This is a genomic window from Bacillus sp. FSL K6-1005, assembly GCF_038000225.1.
Taxonomy (GTDB): Bacteria; Bacillota; Bacilli; order Bacillales; family Bacillaceae; genus Bacillus; species Bacillus mojavensis.
In genome coordinates this window covers 296,319-316,577 of record NZ_JBBOBP010000001.1, presented here as the reverse complement: position 1 = coordinate 316,577, position 20,259 = coordinate 296,319, and the positions used below count along the sequence as shown (strand labels likewise).

Sequence of the window (20,259 nt, the reverse complement as noted above, 5' to 3'; positions counted from 1 at the left end):
TATCTGTCTCCTTTACAGACTTATTCAAGCAGGCCCGCAGCCTCTCGCACACATTCAGCTGTCCCAAACCGAATCAATTGTTTCAGCCGTTTTTCTATGTTTTCTTCTGAAGATGTCTCTTTAGTTTGTGTCGCTGCAACGAGGATTTCTCCAGGTTCATTTTGTTCACCGCCCAGCACTTTCATGCGCTCGGCTTCCGCTCCCATGACAGCCCTGACGAAGAATTGGTCTGTCGCAAAGCCGTTGATCAAAATCCATATCGAAAAGCCAGACATGACACAAATACAAACGGACAGCTCTTCGTCTTCAAACGTACGGCACACAAGCCGGTCAAGTCTGCCGGAGGAGGCCATCGCACAGGTTTCCTGCGGATAAAAGCCGTTTTCAGATAAATAGGCTGTAAGCCCTTCTTTTTGATCTGAATGGGCAGGCAGCCGTTTATGGAGAAACGTCCGGTTCCAAGAAAAGCCTGAACCGATAGGAGCCGAAGACAGCGTCCGGAGCGGGATTTCCGTTTGCAAAAGGATCTCGTCGCGCCGCACTTGCAGCAAAGCTTCAAATGGAATCGCCGGCAGCTTTGGGGCGGCCTCTTCAGGCTGAATCGCAATAAGCGGTTTAGGCAATTGATGATGGAGTAAAGCGCTGACTTTCGTGTTATACAACGCCTTTATGTGCTCTTCTGTGATGGCGGTTTCCGGTTTTTGCTTAGGCCCGGCTGTTCCGTTTTTTATAAAGACGATTTCATCACAGTACAGGCTAGCGGTATTCAGATCGTGAAAAACACTGACAGCAGCCAGCCCATTTTCTCTCGTCAGGCGCTTGATAAGATCGAGCAGTTCTTTTTGATAGGCCAAATCCAGAAAATTAGTCGGTTCGTCTAAAAATAAAATGCGCGGCTGCTGCGCCAGTGCTTGAGCCAAATAAACCCGCTGCTGTTCACCCCCGCTTAGATCACGAATCGATTTGTCAGCGAAGGCAAGTACCCCTGTTTGTTTCATCGCATTCTCAATGATGGCTTCATCCTCTTCAGTCTGCTGGCTGAACAGCCCTTTTTGAAATGGATATCTGCCGAAGGATACGGTTTCTTTGACAGTAAAGCTAAAGGCTTGATCTGTTTTTTGCGGCAGAACTGCCATCATTTGCGCCAGTTCCTTCGGCTTATATTCAGTGAGTGGTTTGCCAGCCAGACAAACGGAGCCTTCTATTGGCGGAAGTGTTCCTGTCAGCAAGTGAAGCAGTGTTGTTTTTCCACTCCCATTCGGTCCGAGAATGCCAAGAAATTCTCCCTTCTTCACTGTTAAACTGATATTTTTAATCAGCCGGCTGTCTCCGTAACCTCCCGACAGCCCTTCTGCCTTAATCATAAGCTTCTCCCCCCGCGATGCTGCCGAATTAAAATCAGAGCGAAAACAGGAGCTCCCGCTAAGGCTGTAATAATGCCAATCGGCAATTCAATCGGTTGAATCATTGTTCTCGATAGCAGATCGGCCAAGACGAGAAATCCCGCGCCAAGCAAGGCAGACAGCGGCAATAAATGCCGATGATCCGTTCCCCACAGCAATCTTGTGATATGCGGAATCACAAGTCCGACAAAGCCAATGGTGCCGGATACAGCCACAGCGCCGCCCGTCAGCAGTGACCCTGCAATTAAAATCATCATTTTTCTATGCTGGACGCTGACCCCGAGAAGCCTTGCTTTCTCCTCTCCATAGGTCATCACGTTGAGTTCCCTTCCGTTTATGATCAGCAGCATGATTCCTAAAAGAAAAAACGGGAGAAACAGTGCAACGTAGCTCCAGCCTCTCATCGAGACGCTGCCAAGCAGCCAATGCACAATAGGCAGTAAATTATCTCCTGTCAGAGCAATGACAAGAGAAATAAATGCGCCCAAAAATGAATTGATGATGACACCGGTCAAAATGAGGGTGGAAACAGACATTGATGCATGAACGAGGCGGCTGAAGAAAAGGACCGCCGCCATCGTGACAAGTGCCGCGGTTACACTCACAACCGGCAGTGTAAAGCCTCCGATGACAGGAAGCTGCAGGCTAAAGAATAGGGTCACAACCGCCCCCACTGAAGCACCGGATGAAACACCGAGCGTGTAGGGATCAGCAAGCGGATTTTTCAACAGCCCCTGAAAAGCAGCCCCAGCGATAGAAAGAGCCGCCCCCACAAGGGCGGCCAGCACAACTCTCGGCAGTCTGATATTCAACATAATATTTGTATACATTGGATCATAGGAGCCGGCAGAGCCGCCAAAGCCTTCATGCCAAAAGATATGGAAGATGGCGGGTATCGGAATTTGCAGACTGCCGCAAGAAATCCCCAATATGATACTAGCGGCTAAAAATAAGATACTGATGCTATAAGCAGCAAAACGATTATTCTTTAAACGTATCCGGGTAAATGCTTTCCGCAAGTTCTTCGACCCCTTCGATCAGACGCGGACCTGAACGTGTGACGAGATCCGGATCAACATCATAAACGCGATGATGTTTCACAGCATTGATTCCGCTCCAGCCATCACGCTTTTCCACCGCATCCGCTTTTACACCGTCCGTTGTGACAATGGTGTCTGGATTCAGCTTAACGATGGCCTCGTCTGTCATTTCCACCCAGCCTTTTTGATCCGCTGCAGCGTTTTTAGCATGGATGACATTCAGCATTTCATTCATAAACGTGTCTTTTCCGGTTGTGTAAAGGTCCGGATCAGGCGAAACCTCAATAAAGACGCTTTTTTCCTCGTCTTTTGAAATGGATTTCGCTTTTTCTTTAATCTCCTGCAGGTCTGATTTCATGCTGTTGACCAGTTGGCCCGCTTTTTTCTCGACCCCGGCAGCTTCACCGATCATTTCGATTGATTTGTATACCTCTGCGAAAGATTGTGCATCATTGACAGTCAGCACAGGAATGCCAGCGTCTCTCAGCTGCTTAATGGCATCAGCTGAGGCTGACATGGAAGATTCATGGGCGAGAACGAGATCAGGTTTAAGAGAAATGACTTTCTCAACGTTTACATTCATATCCCCAACCTTCTCAACCTGTTTGACTTCCTTTGGATATGTATCGTTTTTGGTGACGCCGACCACTTTGTCACCGAGTCCGAGAGCATATATAATTTCCGTGTTGCTCGGCATTAATGAAACAATTTTTTCCGGCTCCTTTTTGATGGTAACGTCTTCGTTTGACGCATCATCAATTGTGACAGGGAACGCTTCAGACGCGGCTGTCTTTTGCTTCGCAACGGAATCCTTCTCATCTGCCGCATTGCCGCAGCCTGAAATCATAATGGCGGTCAGCAGAAGCGCCGTCCATATTCCGGCTAATTTTTTCATACCCTTTCCTCCTAAATGAACTAAAAAAGCATCTCTACGATGGTAAAGATGCTGTAAACAACAAAAAAGCCTATTGTTTACACATCATCTGTCCTCGCAGACTTCGTGCTTATCAAACAGGCAGGTATCCTGGCTCTTGGCGCAAAGGCCAATTACAGTGGCGGGACCGCACCGGCTTTTACCGGTTTCCCTATTAAGCCGGCTATTTTCACGTACCGGCACCTGTTTGACTTTCGTATCCTTTTTCGGAGTTATTATACTATATGGCTGACAGGCTTGTATATGCAGTATGAATGACTTTTCCGCCGCGCATGTATGGAAGCAAAATTCTCGTAAACACTAAATTTTATCTTGTATACTAAGTAGCATGATCAATAAAAAAGGAATGATTTTTATGGACTTACAGCTAAAAGACAAGCTCATCTTAATCACAGGCTCAACTTCCGGCATCGGGAAAGCCGCGGCGAAAAGCTTTTTGCAAGAAGGTGCAGCCGTTGTAGTCAATGGCCGAACACAAGAGACAGTCGATCGCACGGTTGAGGAGCTTTCTTCCTATGGAACGGTGCATGGAGCAGCCGCCGACTTATCAAAACCGGATGAAGCAGCAGCTTTTCTGGAAAAAGTGAAGCAGATCGGAGATATAGATGTTCTTGTCAACAACCTCGGTTTCTTTGAAGTGAAGGATTTCGCCGAGGTAACGGATGAAGAATGGAATCAATATTTTGAAGTAAACGTGATGAGCGCTGTTCGGACAAGCCGTCACTTCCTTCCAAAGATGCTTGCCAAAAACAGCGGCCGCATTTTGAATATTGCAAGTGAAGCAGGCGTTAAACCGCTTCCGACTATGATTCCTTATTCAATGACCAAAACAGCGCTGATCAGCCTGTCCAGAGGAATGGCTGAAATGACGAAGGGCACAAACGTTACGGTTAATTCAGTGCTTCCGGGACCTACTTGGACAGAAGGCGTTGCGTCCTATATGGAGGGCGCCGCAAAGGCAGCCGGCCAGGATACAGATACATTTGTGCAAGACTATTTTAAAGTGAATGAGCCGACTTCACTCATTCAAAGATACGCAACAGCTGAAGAAGTCGCCAACACAATTGTATTCCTCGCATCTGATGCCGCATCTGCCATTAATGGCACGGCACAGCGTGTGGAAGGCGGAATTATCCGTTCACTTTAAATGCAAAAACGCATCCGTTTTCGGATGCGTTTTTTTTATAACTCCCCAGCGAATGGAACCGGCTGATATCCGCCCGTTTCAAGTCTGGCTGAAAACAATCCGCCCGCATGAGGCTGTTCATATCTTTCTGTTTCGGTCATTTGTTCAGTAGCTGTTGTAATGTAAAGGGTTTTCATGTCTTGGCCGCCGAACGCACAGCACGTGACATATTTGGCCGGAACACTTATTGAATCAATTTCTTTTCTCTGAAAAGGATCAATGTGAACCACACGGCTTCCACCAAACAGCGCTACCCACAGCATGCCGTTTTGATCAATTGTCATGCCATCCGGCAGCCCATCCGATTTTTCAAAACGATAGACGGTTTCTGGGTTTGAGACGTTTCCGCTTTCGGGATCGTATTGATAGCACACAATCTCCTGCGTCGGCGTGTCAATGTAGTACATCAGGTTGCGTTCGCGATCCCAATCCAAACCGTTTGAGGTTGAGACTTGATCTTTCATTTTGACAAGGCTCCCATCTGCGTCCAAACGATAAAGCGAGGCTTGTTTTTGTTCGCCTTCCATGCTCGTCGTCCCTGCCCAAAGCCTTCCGTACGGATCACATTTGGCATCGTTAAACCGAAGGCTCTCATGCATATCCTTCGGCTGTTTGATTTTTTCAAGACTGTCATCATGAAGATGATACAGGTAAAAACCGTCTTTCATCGTCATGATCAGCTCATCCTTTGAATATTTCGCAAGCGCCGTCACAAAGGATGTAAATTTGACCGAACGATTGATTTTTTCTTTAGGATCAAAAATATGGAGCTCACTTCCTAAAATATCAACCCAGTATAGTCGGCCGTTTTCTTCATCCCATAACGGGCCTTCACCGATTACTGCCCTAGTGTCTGCTTCTAATACTGCATCCATGTGTAACACCTCTTTAGCTTCATTCTATATATTGTTATTCCCGGCAAAGAGATGTCCAAACCACACGCCTTATTCTTTTTTGAAAAGGATAGTAATGACGGAGCCAATATTGATCCTGCTGTTGACGTGAATCGTTCCGTTATGCAGGTGCACCAGCTCTTTGGCAATCGCCAGTCCAAGCCCCGTCCCGGCAGCCGGATCTTTCGTATTGGTTCCCCTGTAATAGCGGTTAAATAAATGGGTGATCGTCTCCTCATCCATTCCTCTCCCATTGTCTTTGACCTTCAATGAAATATGATTTTTTGTCTGTTCAAGAATCACCTGAATTGCTGTTCCTTTATCGTTGTGCTTCACAGCATTTCCGAGCAGATTTTCCAGGATGCGTCTGAACCAGGCTTCATCCAGTGCAAATTCAATATGCTCTTCTCTTGATACAAATGAGATATCATACCCTTCAGAAAACGGATTTTTCTTGAAATCCTCAATGACATTTTTAAAGAATGGAATGAGGCTTGTGAGGTTTCTCTCCATCGGCAGAGCGTCATTTTTTAGACGGTACGTTAAATTTAAGTCCTCGATGAGCTTTGACATGTATTCCGATTTCTCTCTGACCACCTGCCCCATTTCTTTCACTTCGTCAGGAGACCAGTCGTATTGCTTCGATTCAAGCATCATGCTGTAGCCGTAAATGCTGCTGAGGGGTGTTTTTAAATCATGAGACAAACCGGCGATCCATTCTTCCCGTGTCGCCTGAATTTTTTCTCGGTTTCTCTTGTCCCGTCGCAGCGTTTCCGTCAGCTGATCCATAGATTCAAATATCTCACCGAAGAAACGGTACGGCTGTTTGATTTTCCCCTTTTTGTTTTTGCTGACCGGGCGCCCTTTACGGTTTTTCGGCTCTTCAAGCTTCCCTTTCGATAGATTGACAAGCCATTTGATTGTATGAAAAATCGGCAGGCCAAACCTGAACATATACCAGGCCGTCATCCAAAAAATATAGAGAAGTAGAACGCCCATAATCAGGAACATCGCTTTAAGGACAACATTAAGAAACGATTTGTTAAACTCCTGATCGGTTACATAGACAGGGTTCGGCACCGTAGCGACCATCCATCTGTCTTTATTGAGGATCTTAACGGAAATTTCCCGTTTATAGTTCCAGGGTTTAGAGCTGTATTTGAGCAGTTCCAGCTGGTTCATCGTTTTTCTTTCACTTTTTGTACTGTTGATGCTGTCGAGAATGTTCCCATCGCTGTCCAATAAGTAAATGGCGCCTTTTTCCCGCTTAATATAGTCAACTGTACCGGACTTATATTGTGACAAAGAGTCGAGGGACGGTTCACGGCTTTCAATGGAAGTCAGCAGCTGCTCGCTCTTTGACTTCCAGCCGAACAAGAGGAGATAAGACTTGTCTTCAATATTGATTGCCCAATAATTCAGCTTATAGTTATCAAGCTTCTTGCTTTTATAAATAGACAAAAGCTCCTTCTTTGTGTAGGTGCCGGGCACGTCTTTCGGCACACTGTAGGAATAATCCGTTTTTCCATTAGAATCAATGATTTGCATCCAGCCGTGCTGTTTATCAACAGATTTCTTCAGAAAATCGTCCACTTCCCATGACCCGTCTTCGTTTACATCGAGGTATGCCTCAAGCGTGTCAGTCGTTGCCTTTGTCAGCCCTGAATTGGATTCCGCATCGCTAAATCGCGAGTCTAAATAGAAAAAGGAAGCCACAAGCATGATTGAAAGAAGAAGGATAACAATCAGCATCTGCCCGAAAAAGTGAAACAGAAACTTCCATCTTAACCTCATGGGCGCTTTCCGTTTCCTTCTGGACTCGGGATAAAACGGTATCCGAGACCGCGAACGGTTACGATATATTCAGGATTGCTCGGGTCACGCTCAATTTTTTCCCGGAGCTTGCGGATATGAACCATGACCGTATTGTTATCTCCATACGAAGGATAGCCCCATACTTTTTCATAAATTTGATCTTTAGAAAGCACCACATTGGGATGTTCGCAAAAATATTGAAGCAGCTGCAGAAGCTGAGCCGAACAGGCGACAGTTTCCCCGCCCACAATCAGCTCGGCATTTTGCGGAGAAAATGTAAAGTAATCATATGTATAGGTTTTGTTTGTTTCAGCTGGTTTCGTCTGATAGGTACGCTTTAAATGCGCTCTGATCCGCGCGGCTAATTCCAGCGGATTAAATGGTTTTGTAATATAATCATCAGCTCCGACCGCAAAACCAGATAATTTGTCAGCGTCCGATGATCTCGCCGTCAGGAAAAAAATCGGGGCGTCTGAATACTCCCTGATTAATGTACAGGCCTCAAAACCGGTCATTCCGCCCATCATGACATCCAGTACGATTAAATCAACCTTATTTGTCTTTACGATCGGAATGGCTTCCTCTGCACTTGCCGCATCCATTATATGTCGATAACCTTCTTTTTCGAGAACGCGTTTGATCATATCCACAATCGCTTTCTCATCGTCTACGATTAAAATTGACGCATTTTCCACTTTTATGTTCCTTTCTGTCACTGTTTTTTTTTCATCTTATCATTATATCGTTTCTTTTTGGTACATTTTTGAATAGGAGGGCTCTTGACGGGGGTGAACAGCAGAAAACGGGAACCTGCAAAAATGTTCCCGTTTTCTTAGAATGAGGTATCGTTATGAGTTCTCGTCTACCATGTATAAAATAAACTCCCAAAATCCCGGAACATCCTGACACAGAAGCATATCAGCCTTTTCAAACATTTTGATTTTCAGCTCCTGCTCTAAATCTTCTCTTTCTTGATAGGACGTATTGCTGAGTTTTTTTCTGATCATCGGTGAAAAGCATGCAATCAGATGCTCAATGTCGTACATTTCATCATGATTCCTATTATGTTCAAACTGGCCGCTCACAGTTTACTTTTCCCCCTTTTTTTGCGCCGCTAGCTGCTTTCTAATATTTTCTAATCCCTTTTTATGAATATTAGAGATATTTTGCCGGGACTCACCTAATGAATCAGCGATTTCCTGCATCGTGGCACCGTGAAGATAGACTTTTGTCAGCACGCTTTTTTGTTTGTCAGTCAGATTCTGAATCGCTTGATAAAGCTGATAATCCTGGACATGCTGGCTCAAATCATCCTGCAGGTCTAAAAACTCCTCAAACGCGTCACTTCCCGTTTCGGAAGGAAGTCGTTCTCCTGCTTCCGGATGATCAAACGTCAGCGGATACCGTTTTTGATTTTTGCGAACCCGCTTATCAAAATCGATGGAAAAAATTCGAATCATCGAATTCATATACTTGACGATGCGAATCTCCTTATAAAATTGCTTGAATTGCTCGTCCAACGATTTTGCATCCTTTTCATTCGGGTTTTCCATTACATTTTTGAACAAACGGTAATGCTGAGGATTGCTCAAAAAATGCTTCACGATGGGATGCTTCATAATCTCCTTACATTTCGATCGCAACAGACCCTGATAGTCCATCAAACCGCCTCCCTACTAAATTAAATGAAGGAAAGCAAAAAAAAGTAAACTACTACTTTCAGACTAGCGCTTGCTGAAGCAAACCTTCCAGTCATGGTTTACGATTTCTTGGGTTCCCTTCACTTACTTACATGACTGCACAAAAAGGAAGGAGGTGTTTTTCATGGATCAGGTTTTTATAGAGGAGGTCGTCAAGCAGATCAGCAATCTGGGTTTCCCGGCACTGATTGCGATGTACCTGCTGACCCGTTTCGAGAAAAAGTTTGATCAGCTCATTGAATTGATGACAGAGGTGAAAGATCAGAAAGCGAAACATTAATTTTGTATCGAAGTTGACTTTTCATCGTTTCTTTTCACTTAACAAGACAGAAGGGAAAACGAAAGGCCTTTCACATTCTCTTTCTGCGTCACATTTATTTTTAAGGAGGAGACAAGAAAATGAAAAAACAAAACGACATTCCACAGCCAATCAGAGGAGATAAGGGAGCGACAGTGAAAATCCCGCGTAATATTGAAAGGGACCGGCAGAATCCCGATATGCTCGTACCGCCGGAAACCGATCATGGCACCGTTGAAAATATGAAGTTTTCTTTCTCAGATACTCATAACCGTTTGGAAAAAGGCGGGTACGCCCGTGAAGTTACCGTACGTGAGCTGCCGATTTCAGAAAACCTGGCTTCTGTTAATATGCGGCTGAAGCCAGGCGCCATTCGCGAGCTTCATTGGCATAAGGAAGCAGAGTGGGCATACATGATCTATGGGAAAGCACGCGTCACGATTGTGGATGAAAAGGGCCGCAGCTTTATTGATGATGTAGGCGAGGGAGATTTATGGTACTTCCCGTCAGGCCTGCCGCACTCGATTCAAGCACTCGAAGAAGGGGCAGAGTTCCTGCTCGTGTTTGACGACGGGTCATTCTCTGAAAACAGCACGTTTCAGCTGACAGACTGGCTTGCCCACACCCCTAAAGAAGTCATTGCCGCTAATTTCGGCGTGACAGAAGAAGAAATCGCCAATTTGCCAGGCAAAGAAAAATATATATTTGAAAAACCTGTACCCGGCTGTTTAAAAGATGACATTGTGGAAGGGCCGTACGGCGAAGTGCCTTATCCGTTTACGTACCGCCTTCTTGAACAGGAGCCGATTGCATCAGAAGGAGGAAAGGTGTACATTGCGGATTCGACAAACTTTACTGTGTCTAAAACCATTGCATCAGCGCTCGTAACTGTGGAACCTGGCGCCATGAGAGAGCTTCACTGGCATCCGAATACGCATGAATGGCAATATTACATCTCCGGTAAAGCGAGAATGACCGTTTTTGCTGCTGACGGCCATGCGAGAACCTTTAACTATCAAGCCGGTGATGTCGGTTATGTTCCATTTGCGATGGGCCACTACGTAGAAAACCTCGGCGATGAACCGCTCGTTTTTTTAGAAATCTTTAAGGATGACCATTATGCCGATGTATCTTTAAACCAATGGCTCGCAATGCTTCCTGAAACCTTCGTCCAAGAACACCTTGACTTAGGCAAAGAATTTACGGATGTCCTTTCAAAAGAAAAGCATCCGGTTGTGAAAAAGAAAAGCAGTAAATAATAAACAACTGGCAGCTTGCAGAGAGCGCTCGTTCTCTGCAAGCGCTGATAAGGAGCTGAATCAGTGCTACATCAAAAAGATACAATAAAGCAGGCCGTACAGTACGTGCTGGCAGCGGCGGCTGTGTTATTTTGCTATTTCACTATCATTCTCAGTGTTTTTTCTTTGGCGGGAATGAGCTACCGATCAGCTGCTCATGTCCTGCTATTTGCTGTGTTATTTCTTGTGATCGGACTATGCTTTGAACCTTTTGAACGGCTGATGATACATAGTTTTACGTTTTTCAAGACTGGAAGACGAGCTTTTATCCTTATGGCCGGCACCGTCCAGCTGCTGTTTTTATGGATAACCGCTTATACGACAGATCAAATGATTCATGACATTTGGCTTTCAACCACAGAAGAGATGATTCTCGCAGCCGTTTTTCTTATTTTGGATAAATGCAATTCATCACTGCCCAGCTAAAAAAAGAACGCCATCCGATTGGATGCGTTCTTTTTATTCATATCGAAGCGCGTCGACAGGCTGAAGCTTCGATGCCTTAATGGACGGCAGCAAGCCGAAAATAATGCCGACTGCCATTGAGAAAATGAGTGCTCCGATAACTGCCGGAACGGAGATGATGAAAGGCATCGGAAAGATAACCGTGATAAGTTTAGCGATGCCAAAGCCCGCAAGCACACCGAGAATTCCGCCAATACTTGTCAGCACGACGGCCTCTGTTAAAAATTGAAATAAAATCACGCGCCGTTTTGCACCGAGCGCCTTCTTAATTCCGATTTCCCGCGTGCGCTCCGTCACTGAAACGAGCATAATGTTCATGACACCGATGCCTCCGACCAAAAGGGAGATGCTGGCAATCCCGCCAAGCAGCAGAGCAAATGACTGGTTAAAGGATTCCACTTCCTGAGCGACCTCCTGAAGATCCATCACGCTGTACTCCGCTTTTTCCAAATCAGCATCTGACAGTCCTTGATTTAGAAGATCCGCGGCCATTACACCGGCTTCTTGGATATGCTCAGAAGAGTCTGCCTGCACCGCAATCTGTGTCGGCGCGTCGAATCCTTCAATAAGCGGCCACACTTTTTTCGGCGCATATAAAACCGGATTCGCATAGTCGCCACCAAACATGCTTTCTTCCTGTTTCTTTTCTTGAAAAACACCAGCAACCCGGAACGGCACACCGTTCATTTCGATGTTTTTGTGCAGAGCGTCACCATCAGGAAACAGCTCATCTCTTGCAGCCTCATTGATCATAACCACTTGGTGTGTGCTGTTTAATTCTTTTTCCGTCAGTTTTCTCCCCTCGGTGATGCTAATCGGGAACATATCAAAATAATCAGCATCAACTCCGTACACTTGAGGATATGAAACGTTCGTTAAGTGAAAAACGGAGGCGCCTTCAGACAGGTAATATAAAGATAATCCTTTTACAACAGGGTCTGATTTTATCGTCTCAATCGTTTCTTCAGATACAGGGGGGGCGGACGTATAAGAAACCTCCTGGTAACCGCCTTCCTCCTCCCCGCCTGTTGGCTGGTACACTACATTAATCGCGTTATTTCCCATGCCAATCATACTTTGCTTTAATTGCTCGCTTTGGCCTTTCAGCATAGAAACGATCGCAATGATCGCCGCTATACCGATAATGACACCAAGCATCGTAAGAATCGACCTCAGCTTATGTGAAAAAATAGATTGAAAGGAGATCCGAATATGTTCAAGCATGGCTAATCCCTCTCTCGTCTAACACTAATTCTCCGTCTCTGATAAAAACGGTTCTGTCGGCTTTTCTGGCGACGTCCGGGTCATGGGTGATCATGATAATCGTTGTGCCTTCCTGATGCAATTGTGAAAACAGCGACAAAATTTGTTCACTTGATTTTGTATCAAGCGCCCCGGTCGGTTCATCTGCCAGAATAAACCGCGGCTGATTGACAAGGGCTCTTGCAATCGCCACCCGCTGCTTTTGTCCGCCGGACAGCTTTGGCGGTTTGTAGGAGATCCTATCTTTCAAACCAACCTTTTCAAGAGCTTCGTAGGCTCTTTGCCTTCTTTCTTTTTTCTTTACCTTATTGTAAATCATCGGCAGCTCGACATTTTGCAATGCGGTAAGGCGCGGCAGCAAATGAAAGGTTTGAAACACAAATCCGATTGATTCGTTGCGAATGTCAGCCAAAGCACCGTCTTTCCCTTTTAATACATCCATTTGGTCTAGCATATAGGTTCCGGAGGTCGGCCTGTCCAAACAGCCTATAATATTCATTAACGTAGACTTTCCTGAACCGGACGGCCCCATAATGGCCAGAAATTCACCAGCCTTGACGGTGAGATTAATCTGCTTTAAGATCGGCACCTCTTCTTTGCCCAGCTTGTACGATTTAGAAACATTATTCAGTGTCAGCATTGACTGTAACCTGCTTTCCTTCCTTGACCGCGGGATCAGGATAGATCACATAATCTTCCGGTGTCAGGCCGCTTTTGATTTCGACCATGTCACTTTCGTCTGTTTCCCCGATTTCAACAGGCTGTTTAACCGCCTTCTGATCCTCATCCGTCTTCCAAACATACGGTTCGCCATCGTCCTGGATAATCATGTCGGAAGGCAGCTTAATGGTATTCGCATCAGCTTCGTCACTAATGACTTCAATGTTGACATGATAGCCGACTTCAAGGCCCTTATGGCTGTCCAATAAAACAGTGAAAGGATAGTTAGAAGATTGGGGATTCATTTCCTCTTCAGCATAACTTTCTGACGCTTCCCCCTCACCTGTTCCAGCAGGAAGCTTGCCGATTGAAGTAATTTTGCCTTTCCACTCGCCTTCACTGCCTGTTTTCAGCGTAACTCTGACCTTGCTGCCTTTTTTAATCGTGTCCATTAACAGCTCGTTGATTTGGCTTTTTACAAGGTATTTGCCCGTTGAAACGATTTGGATATACGGTCCTGCTGCCTGATCACCAGTGGCGCCGTCCGCAATATCCTGATTGACGCTTTGAACAATACCGTCATGCTTGCTTGTGATCACATTTGAACCTTTGTTTTTCGATTGTGCAGCCAGTTCTTTTTGGTGCTGCTTCAGTTCAAGCTGGCTTGTCTTTAAATCAAAATTGGCCTGGTCAAGCTCGTCTTGAAGCTGTGCTTTCTCGTCTTTTCCGGCTGTTTTCAGCTTCTTCTCTGTTTCTGCTATTGATTTTTGCAAGCGGCTGATTTGAAGGGTTGTCATTTCAATTTGTAAATTGCTTTGCTCAATTTCGTCAGAATGATCCTCACCCTCGTACTCAAAAAGCTTATCGCCTTTTTTGACCTTATCGCCTTCTTTGACGTACGTTTTTTTAATGCTTCCTTTCTCTGAATCTATGTATACTTTTTGCTGTTTCTCTGGTTCAACTTTTCCTGAAAACGATTGGGCTGATTCAGATTCACCGCCCATATACACCGCGACTGATTCAGCATAAGGCTCCGATGAAACGGCAACTTGATTCATGTGAGTAAAAAAGTAAAAACCGCCGGCGCCGATCCCCGCCAGTACGAGCACACCGGCACATATCGAACCGGCAATAAGCCATTTTTTCTTCTTGGACACAATGATCTCCTCTTTCTGTAATCTTCGTAATATTTTCGAAACATTCTAACCAATATTATCTATTAATTCAAATAGACTTTCAATCTTTTTCTTCAAAATACGGAATTTGTAAGTGAAATTACATTTTTGGGGGTTGAAAATAAAAAATCCCGGCGTTATACCGGGATTTTTCTTACACAGAAACAAGCTGTTTTTCAGTTTTAATCAGGTCATAGGTTAAGCATACGGGTTTATTTGTACGAGGATCAGTGACGATTTCAGCATCAATCTGGAATACCCGCTTCAAAATATCCGGCGTCATGACCTCCAGTGCGGTCCCTTCCTTGATGACCTTGCCTTTTTTGAGCGCAATCATATAATGGGAAAAACGGGCCGCATGATTCAGATCATGAATGACCATTAAAATCGTCCGCCCCTGTTCCTTGTTCAGTCTGTCAAGCAGCTGCAGGATTTCGAGCTGATGTGCAAGATCGAGATATGTTGTAGGCTCATCAAGCAAAAGCAGCTCTGTCCCTTGTGCAAGCGCCATCGCAATCCACACGCGCTGACGCTGTCCGCCTGACAATGCCTCAATCGGACGCTCATGGTATTCCGCCATGCCGGTTTCTTCGAGTGCCCATTTGATGATGCGGCGATCTTCATCATTTAATCTGCCGAAGCCTGATTGATGGGGAAATCTGCCGTACGACACCAATTCGTACACCGTTAATCCGCTCGGAGCCTCAGGCGTCTGCGGCAGAATGGCCATATCCTTCGCAATGTCCTTAGTAGACATTTTATGAATCGCATTGCCGTTTAAGTAAACGGCACCTTGATGCGAGCGCATAATTCTGGACATCGTTTTTAATATCGTTGACTTTCCGCAGCCATTCGGCCCAATTAAGGTTGTTATTTTTCCTTTAGGAATGGATATATTTAAATCTTCTACAATCAGCCTGTCGCCATAACCGATCCCAAGCTGTTCCGTTGATAATGAATTCAAGTTCGGTCCCCTCCTCAATTCGATTTCATCAATAAATAAACAAAGTAAGGCGCACCTAAAACGGAGATGACAAGTCCGACCGGAATTTCTGATGGTGCCAATACATTTCTCGCCAGCGTATCAGCCAGCAGAAACAGAAACGCGCCGATAAAGGCGGAAACGGGTATAAGCGTCTGATGGCGGGGACCGGTAAGCCTTCTTGCCACATGCGGTGCGATTAATCCGAGGAACGCGATGCCTCCTGCAGCTGCCACACAGGATGCGGCAAGAGCGACCGCTGCCAGAAGGAGAATCCGTCTTTCCTTTTCAACAGCAGTGCCAAGTCCGGTCGCTAATTGGTCTCCCAGCTGTAAAATGTTCAGATAGCGTGCTTTATATAAAGTAAAAGGAAGCAAAATCACAATCCAGGGGAGTACCGCCCAGATCATGTTCCAATTGGCCCCCCATATCGAGCCTGATATCCAAACCGCAGCCTGCATAAAGTCATGCGGGTCCATTTTGAGCTGAAAAATAAGCAAAAGGGCATTAAATCCCGCATTCACACCGATGCCGACCAGGATCAGCCGAATCGGAGTCACACCTTTTTTCCAAGCCAGGAGATAAATGAGAAACGCAGCGAGGAACGCGCCTGCCAGAGCACTGAACGGCAGCATAAACGTCCCTAAGAAGCCCAGATCTGATGCCGACCCTTGAAAAAAGTAAATAAAGAGCACAACAGCAAGCGAACCCCCCGCGTTAATCCCGAGAATACCCGGTTCAGCCAAATCATTTTGAGACACGCTTTGCAAAATGGCTCCGGCAACAGCGATACCCGCCCCAACAAGCAACGACAAAACTATTCGCGGCAGCCTGAACTCAAATAAGACAAGCTCATCCCGCGCCGTCCCTTGCCCGAAAAAGACCTTGAGCGTTTGCAATGGAGCAATTTTTATGACACCCAGATTCAGACTGATAAAAAAGACAAGCATGATCAGCAGTAAAGTCACCGCTATCACAACAAGGGGTTTTTTCGTTTTTGTTTTCATTACAGCCCTCTCCTTTCACGACGTGCCAAATAAAAGAAAAAGGGAACACCGATGAGAGAGGTCAGAGCGCCGACAGGCGTTTCAAACGGCGCGTTGACGAGTCTGGCCGCAATGTCAGCAAAAACAAGCAAAACAGCCCCAAGCACCGCCGAGCAAGGAATGATCCACCGATAATCAACCCCTACCAAAAACCTTGTGATATGAGGAATGATCAGTCCAATAAATGCAATAGTGCCGGCAATGGAAACAGCAGCACCGGTCAACACCACAACGACAAGCATCCCAACCAGTTTTACCGCAGATGTATACTGCCCAAGCCCCTTCGCCAGATCGTCACCAAGGCTTAACACTGTCACAGACCGGGCAATGATAAACGTAAGCGTTATACCGACAGCTCCTGCGATAACCAGCAGCTGTACGCCTGACCATTTCACACCCGCTACCCCGCCTGCGTACCAAAAGCTGACATCCTGTGCTACATCAAAACGGAGCGCAATTGCGGTTGAAATGCCCGTAAAGAAATAACTGACGGCCGTTCCGGCAAGAGCAAGCTTTACAGGCGTGAGACCGCCTCTGGAAAACATGCCGATGCCCAATACCGTTGATGCCCCCAGTCCCGCACCCGCAAAGGACCACAGCACAAGCCCGATGGCTGAAAGTCCTGGAAAAAAAGCAAACGCAATTGAAATGGCAAAAGCAGAGCCAGATGTTATCCCCATGATAGAAGGCTCCGCCAATGGGTTTCTTGTCATGCCCTGCATGATCGCCCCAGACACGGCTAACAATGCGCCGACAAGTGCGGCGGCAGCCGTTCTTGGCAGCCGAAGATCGTGTATAATTTGGTGTGAGGTTTCATTTGGCTGAAAATGAAAGATAGCGTCCCACACAGTCCGTAAATGGATATCCGCAGCACCGAGAGAAATGGACAGCATCGCCCCGAAGCATAGGAAACATAACCCCGCAACAAGCACAATGACCGCACCTAACGACCGGGATGTCCATTGAATTTCTTCATCTGATATCATCTGTTTATTTTTCATGTGACTCAACAGCCGTACTTCCTTTCGATAATGATAATGATTATCAATTGCTGTTTCAGTATATCACTTTTTTCCGCTGATTTAATAGAGCGTTTTGATAAAAATGAGAATATAAATGCAAAAATATCGTGTCAACTGGCACTTGTGATGGTATAATCACAGATGATAATGATTCTCTTTATCATCTATTTTTTTGAAAGAAGGTATGAGATATGACCCATACATACAAGAAGCTTGGAGCCGCTTTTTTTGCTCTTTTATTGATTGCAGCGCTGGCAGCCTGCGGAAATAATTCAGAAAGCAAAGGCTCTTCCTCTGATTCAAAAGACGAAGAAACCGTTACATACAAGGCTGAAAACGGAAATGTGAAAATTCCTAAACATCCTAAACGGGTGGTTGTCATGGCTGACGGCTACTACGGAGACTTCAAAACACTGGGCATCAACGTCGTCGGTGCACCTGAAAATGTATTTAAAAACCCTTACTACAAAGGTAAAACCGACGGAGTCACAAATATCGGAGACGGCACTTCTGTTGAAAAAGTGATTGATTTAAAGCCTGACCTGATCATCGTTTGGACAACACAAGGCGCCGATATTAAAAAGCTCGAAAAAATCGCACCAACTGTTGCGGTGAAATACGATAAGCTCGACAACATTGAACAGCTGAAAGAATTTGCAAAAATGACAGGAACAGAAGATAAAGCGGAGGAGTGGCTTGCCGAGTGGGACAAAAAAGTAGCGGCAGCCAAAACAAAAATTCAAAAAGTCATCGGTGGCAAAACAGTTTCCATTATGCAAACAAACGGCAAGGACATTTATGTATTCGGTAAAGATTTCGGAAGAGGCGGAAGCATCGTCTACAAAGATCTTGGTTTACAGGCCACAAAGCTGACAAAGGAAAAAGCCATTGACCAAGGCCCCGGATATACCAGCATTTCTTTAGAAAAGCTCCCTGACTTCGCCGGAGATTACATTTTCGCGGGTCCATGGCAATCAGGCGGAGACGACGGCGGCGTATTTGACAGTTCCATTTGGAAAAACCTCGATGCTGTCAAAAATGATCATGTCTATAAAATTGACCCAATCGGCTTCTATTTCACAGACCCAATTTCACTAGAAGGACAGCTGAAATTTATCACCGAAAGCTTAACAAAATAAACAAAGAGCCGCACTGATCTGCGGCTCTTTTCTATTTTGCAAAGAAACCGACAAGCCGGAGCACCTCATACTGAACCACATCGCATATTTTCTTACTCCATTCATACGAAGCGCGTTCCTGTCAGCTATTTTGTGTATGGCATTCGTGGAGTAATATAAAAAAGACACCTGACTGCATTGTCAGGTGTCTTTTTTTATGCTTGTTTTTCTTTCGAGAATTTCTTAATCACAAACGGATAAATCACCAGACCGACAAAGAACAAACCGATGCCGAGAATAAATGTCGTTAAATCGGCAGTTCCTGTTACGATAACAAACAATGAGTATACACACGCTAACAACGCGATCAATCCGTCTTTTACGCGGGAGCCTTTCAGCTGATCATACGTTTCGCCTTTTATAACCAGCTTTAGGCTGTAGATCGCAGACACTAAATACGGAATTAAATACGCAAGTGTCGCTGCTGTCGTTAAAAATGTAAATGCGTCACTTATTGTCCGGGAAATAACAGAGAATATGAAGACCTGTGACATCACATTTGTAATGATCAGAGAAATAACCGGGCTTCCCTTTTTATTCGTTTTCGCAAAGACCGCCGGAAAATCGCCTGCTTTAGCAGCTTGGTATGGAACCTCAGAGCCAAGCAAAATCCAGCCGAGCATCGTTCCGAATAAGCAAAGAATCGCTAGTAGTGCCATGATCACGCTTCCTGCGTTTCCGACAATCGCATACAGCACATCAACGAACGGTTTTTCAGATCCGACAAGTTTATCGTGCGGCAGAACACCCATCGTGATCAATGTCACTATAATGTAGATGCTTAATGCGATCAACAACCCTGTGATTGTTGCACGTTTGACATCACGCTGAGTACGCGCGCGTCCAGACAAGATCACTGCTGATTCAATTCCGACAAACGCCCATAAAGTAGAAATGGCGGCGTTGTGAACCTGTCCGCCGATGCCAATGGTTGTGCCATTTTCACCTTGAACCGGAAAATAAAAATGATCGAATAATGTCGTTTGAAACACAAACAATCCGGCAATGATAAAGAAAACAAAACCTAATACTTTCGAAAACGTTGTGATAAAGTTTAATTTACTTGCACCGTTAATGCTTGCAACAAGAATCGTGTGCGTTCCCCAGAGCAAAATCGTACATACAGCAAACGTTAGCAATTGGCCGAGTGTCACCTCTTGGCTGCCGACAGCAAACAGTACACGTTTATCAACTAAGATCGGGAAAAACGAAGTCAAGTAACCGGCGAGACTTGTGATAATCGCCACGTTACTGATCCAGCTCGCCACCCAGTAGCCCCACACCATTGTGAATCCGGCAGCGTTCCCTTTCTTCGGATCAGAAAACAGCGCTCTCGCATAACTTTGCGGCCCCGCTGTCAACTCAGGCTTGCGAATCGACAAGTGCCCGAAGACAAGTGCAATCATCAGCACGCCCGCACCTGTCAAAAGCCAGGCGGACGTGGCGCCAAGCGGACTTGCAATCGAAGCAAGCGAACTCGGCAGGGAGAAAATTCCCGATCCAACCATATTTCCAACGACAAACGCCGTTAATAACCAAAAACCCCATTTTTTTGTCTGTTCCATTCCAGTACCTCCAATGATTCTTTGTACGGACCAGAACCCGAGATCATGTAAATACAAAAAAAGCCTGAACAAAAGTCCATGCTTAAAGAAACACACACCCTTGATCTCCGGATAGCCCTCCGCGAAAAAGCACGCGGCAGTCCTGCACTTATTCAGATACAGTCCCAGCATAGAGAAGGATCGGCTTTCTCCACACTTCGGCGCTGATGCCTTTTACACATGTTTAACAGCTCCTGTCAGCCTAGCATGTGTGACTCATCATCCGCGCAACCTCTACCTCACTGAGAAAGAGTGAGGATTTATTTATTCAGTTACTCCAGAAGGTTATCAAAGAAA

The 20,259-nt window shown here is 45.5% G+C and carries 20 protein-coding genes and 2 riboswitches; of the genes, 5 read left to right on the top strand and 15 right to left on the bottom strand.

The window, feature by feature from the left end:
- Window positions 1-20: 20 nt before the first annotated feature.
- Genes NST16_RS01510 through NST16_RS01500 form a run of 3 tightly spaced genes read right to left on the bottom strand, consistent with a single transcriptional unit; the run spans window position 21 to window position 3,338 of the window.
- Window positions 21-1,361 (bottom strand): ABC transporter ATP-binding protein, encoded by a 1,341-nt coding sequence (locus NST16_RS01510; protein WP_340888246.1) that lies wholly within the window; start codon window positions 1,359-1,361, stop codon window positions 21-23.
- Complete coding sequence (locus tag NST16_RS01505; RefSeq protein ID WP_340883656.1) at window positions 1,361-2,422, bottom strand: FecCD family ABC transporter permease; 1,062 nt, start codon at window positions 2,420-2,422, stop codon at window positions 1,361-1,363. Before NST16_RS01505 ends, NST16_RS01510 begins: the two co-directional genes overlap by 1 nt.
- Window positions 2,385-3,338, bottom strand: a complete 954-nt coding sequence (locus NST16_RS01500) for an ABC transporter substrate-binding protein (RefSeq protein WP_340883654.1) — start codon at window positions 3,336-3,338, stop codon at window positions 2,385-2,387. Before NST16_RS01500 ends, NST16_RS01505 begins: the two co-directional genes overlap by 38 nt.
- A 102-nt stretch (window positions 3,339-3,440) precedes the next feature.
- A riboswitch (cobalamin riboswitch) is annotated at window positions 3,441-3,579 on the bottom strand.
- A 153-nt stretch (window positions 3,580-3,732) separates the two neighbouring features.
- On the opposite strand from NST16_RS01500, the gene NST16_RS01495 reads away from it, so the two are divergent.
- The gene (locus NST16_RS01495; protein WP_340883652.1) at window positions 3,733-4,524 is read left to right on the top strand and encodes an SDR family NAD(P)-dependent oxidoreductase; all 792 of its coding nucleotides are present in this window, start codon (window positions 3,733-3,735) and stop codon (window positions 4,522-4,524) included.
- Between the two features lie 35 nt (window positions 4,525-4,559).
- Here the strand turns inward: NST16_RS01495 and NST16_RS01490 are convergent, their stop codons facing one another.
- The 5 genes from NST16_RS01490 to sigO all read right to left on the bottom strand — a co-directional run bounded on the left by NST16_RS01490 (window position 4,560) and on the right by sigO (window position 8,890).
- Window positions 4,560-5,438: an SMP-30/gluconolactonase/LRE family protein gene (locus tag NST16_RS01490; RefSeq protein WP_268471563.1), complete on the bottom strand. Its 879-nt coding sequence runs from the start codon at window positions 5,436-5,438 to the stop codon at window positions 4,560-4,562.
- A 69-nt stretch (window positions 5,439-5,507) separates the two neighbouring features.
- Entirely contained in the window at window positions 5,508-7,250 is a 1,743-nt protein-coding gene (locus tag NST16_RS01485; RefSeq protein WP_010331848.1) for an ATP-binding response regulator, read from the bottom strand.
- On the bottom strand, window positions 7,247-7,966 hold the full coding sequence (gene yvrH, locus NST16_RS01480) for a two-component system response regulator YvrH (protein ID WP_326191659.1): 720 nt from the start codon (window positions 7,964-7,966) through the stop codon (window positions 7,247-7,249). Before yvrH ends, NST16_RS01485 begins: the two co-directional genes overlap by 4 nt.
- Window positions 7,967-8,119: 153 nt before the next feature.
- A complete protein-coding gene (gene rsoA / locus NST16_RS01475; RefSeq protein ID WP_168748723.1) occupies window positions 8,120-8,356 on the bottom strand; it encodes a sigma-O factor regulator RsoA in 237 nt (78 codons plus the stop codon).
- A 3-nt stretch (window positions 8,357-8,359) separates the two neighbouring features.
- Entirely contained in the window at window positions 8,360-8,890 is a 531-nt protein-coding gene (gene sigO, locus NST16_RS01470) for an RNA polymerase sigma factor SigO (protein WP_340888244.1), read from the bottom strand.
- Window positions 8,891-9,095: 205 nt separating this feature from the next.
- On the opposite strand from sigO, the gene NST16_RS01465 reads away from it, so the two are divergent.
- From NST16_RS01465 to NST16_RS01455, 3 genes are all read left to right on the top strand, one after another.
- Window positions 9,096-9,251: a YvrJ family protein gene (locus NST16_RS01465; RefSeq protein ID WP_010331852.1), complete on the top strand. Its 156-nt coding sequence runs from the start codon at window positions 9,096-9,098 to the stop codon at window positions 9,249-9,251.
- A 119-nt stretch (window positions 9,252-9,370) separates the two neighbouring features.
- On the top strand, window positions 9,371-10,528 hold the full coding sequence (oxdC, locus tag NST16_RS01460) for an oxalate decarboxylase (RefSeq protein WP_010331853.1): 1,158 nt from the start codon (window positions 9,371-9,373) through the stop codon (window positions 10,526-10,528).
- Window positions 10,529-10,591: 63 nt separating this feature from the next.
- Window positions 10,592-10,993 carry a regulatory YrvL family protein gene (locus tag NST16_RS01455; protein ID WP_168748724.1) on the top strand — a complete coding sequence of 134 codons (402 nt, stop codon included), beginning with the start codon at window positions 10,592-10,594 and terminating at the stop codon, window positions 10,991-10,993.
- Window positions 10,994-11,026: 33 nt separating this feature from the next.
- On the opposite strand, the gene NST16_RS01450 is transcribed toward NST16_RS01455, so the two are convergent.
- The 6 genes from NST16_RS01450 to NST16_RS01425 form a co-directional block, all read right to left on the bottom strand.
- Window positions 11,027-12,256, bottom strand: coding sequence for an ABC transporter permease (locus NST16_RS01450; RefSeq protein WP_229149180.1), 1,230 nt, complete (start codon window positions 12,254-12,256; stop codon window positions 11,027-11,029).
- Complete coding sequence (locus NST16_RS01445) at window positions 12,249-12,935, bottom strand: ABC transporter ATP-binding protein (RefSeq protein ID WP_010331856.1); 687 nt, start codon at window positions 12,933-12,935, stop codon at window positions 12,249-12,251. Before NST16_RS01445 ends, NST16_RS01450 begins: the two co-directional genes overlap by 8 nt.
- Window positions 12,919-14,112, bottom strand: coding sequence for an efflux RND transporter periplasmic adaptor subunit (locus NST16_RS01440; RefSeq protein WP_340883645.1), 1,194 nt, complete (start codon window positions 14,110-14,112; stop codon window positions 12,919-12,921). The genes NST16_RS01445 and NST16_RS01440 overlap by 17 nt, the downstream gene beginning before the upstream one ends.
- Window positions 14,113-14,284: 172 nt before the next feature.
- Complete coding sequence (locus tag NST16_RS01435) at window positions 14,285-15,094, bottom strand: ABC transporter ATP-binding protein (RefSeq protein WP_286057982.1); 810 nt, start codon at window positions 15,092-15,094, stop codon at window positions 14,285-14,287.
- A gap of 14 nt (window positions 15,095-15,108) precedes the next feature.
- Window positions 15,109-16,119 (bottom strand): FecCD family ABC transporter permease, encoded by a 1,011-nt coding sequence (locus NST16_RS01430; protein WP_326226712.1) that lies wholly within the window; start codon window positions 16,117-16,119, stop codon window positions 15,109-15,111.
- Window positions 16,119-17,159: a FecCD family ABC transporter permease gene (locus NST16_RS01425; protein WP_445684603.1), complete on the bottom strand. Its 1,041-nt coding sequence runs from the start codon at window positions 17,157-17,159 to the stop codon at window positions 16,119-16,121. The genes NST16_RS01430 and NST16_RS01425 overlap by 1 nt, the downstream gene beginning before the upstream one ends.
- A gap of 212 nt (window positions 17,160-17,371) precedes the next feature.
- Between NST16_RS01425 and NST16_RS01420 the strand changes: the two genes are divergently transcribed.
- Complete coding sequence (locus NST16_RS01420) at window positions 17,372-18,319, top strand: iron-hydroxamate ABC transporter substrate-binding protein (RefSeq protein ID WP_340883638.1); 948 nt, start codon at window positions 17,372-17,374, stop codon at window positions 18,317-18,319.
- A 194-nt stretch (window positions 18,320-18,513) separates the two neighbouring features.
- Here NST16_RS01420 and NST16_RS01415 read toward each other — a convergent pair whose 3' ends face one another.
- Window positions 18,514-19,923 (bottom strand): amino acid permease, encoded by a 1,410-nt coding sequence (locus NST16_RS01415; protein ID WP_168748730.1) that lies wholly within the window; start codon window positions 19,921-19,923, stop codon window positions 18,514-18,516.
- Window positions 19,924-20,027: 104 nt separating this feature from the next.
- A riboswitch (Lysine riboswitch) is annotated at window positions 20,028-20,207 on the bottom strand.
- Window positions 20,208-20,259: the final 52 nt, after the last annotated feature.

Bases quoted from the DNA above. Each gene is read 5' to 3' on its own strand.
- NST16_RS01500 (WP_340883654.1), bottom strand. From the start codon at position 3,338: ATGAAAAAATTAGCCGGAATATGGACGGCGCTTCTGCTGACCGCCATT.
- sigO (WP_340888244.1), bottom strand. From the start codon at position 8,890: ATGAAGCATCCCATCGTGAAGCATTTTTTGAGCAATCCTCAGCATTAC.
- oxdC (WP_010331853.1), top strand. From the start codon at position 9,371: ATGAAAAAACAAAACGACATTCCACAGCCAATCAGAGGAGATAAGGGA.
- NST16_RS01425 (WP_445684603.1), bottom strand. From the start codon at position 17,159: ATGAAAAATAAACAGATGATATCAGATGAAGAAATTCAATGGACATCC.
- NST16_RS01490 (WP_268471563.1), bottom strand. From the start codon at position 5,438: ATGGATGCAGTATTAGAAGCAGACACTAGGGCAGTAATCGGTGAAGGC.
- NST16_RS01495 (WP_340883652.1), top strand. From the start codon at position 3,733: ATGGACTTACAGCTAAAAGACAAGCTCATCTTAATCACAGGCTCAACT.
- NST16_RS01450 (WP_229149180.1), bottom strand. From the start codon at position 12,256: ATGCTTGAACATATTCGGATCTCCTTTCAATCTATTTTTTCACATAAG.
- NST16_RS01430 (WP_326226712.1), bottom strand. From the start codon at position 16,119: ATGAAAACAAAAACGAAAAAACCCCTTGTTGTGATAGCGGTGACTTTA.
- NST16_RS01415 (WP_168748730.1), bottom strand. From the start codon at position 19,923: ATGGAACAGACAAAAAAATGGGGTTTTTGGTTATTAACGGCGTTTGTC.
- NST16_RS01485 (WP_010331848.1), bottom strand. From the start codon at position 7,250: ATGAGGTTAAGATGGAAGTTTCTGTTTCACTTTTTCGGGCAGATGCTG.
- NST16_RS01465 (WP_010331852.1), top strand. From the start codon at position 9,096: ATGGATCAGGTTTTTATAGAGGAGGTCGTCAAGCAGATCAGCAATCTG.
- NST16_RS01420 (WP_340883638.1), top strand. From the start codon at position 17,372: ATGACCCATACATACAAGAAGCTTGGAGCCGCTTTTTTTGCTCTTTTA.
- NST16_RS01445 (WP_010331856.1), bottom strand. From the start codon at position 12,935: ATGCTGACACTGAATAATGTTTCTAAATCGTACAAGCTGGGCAAAGAA.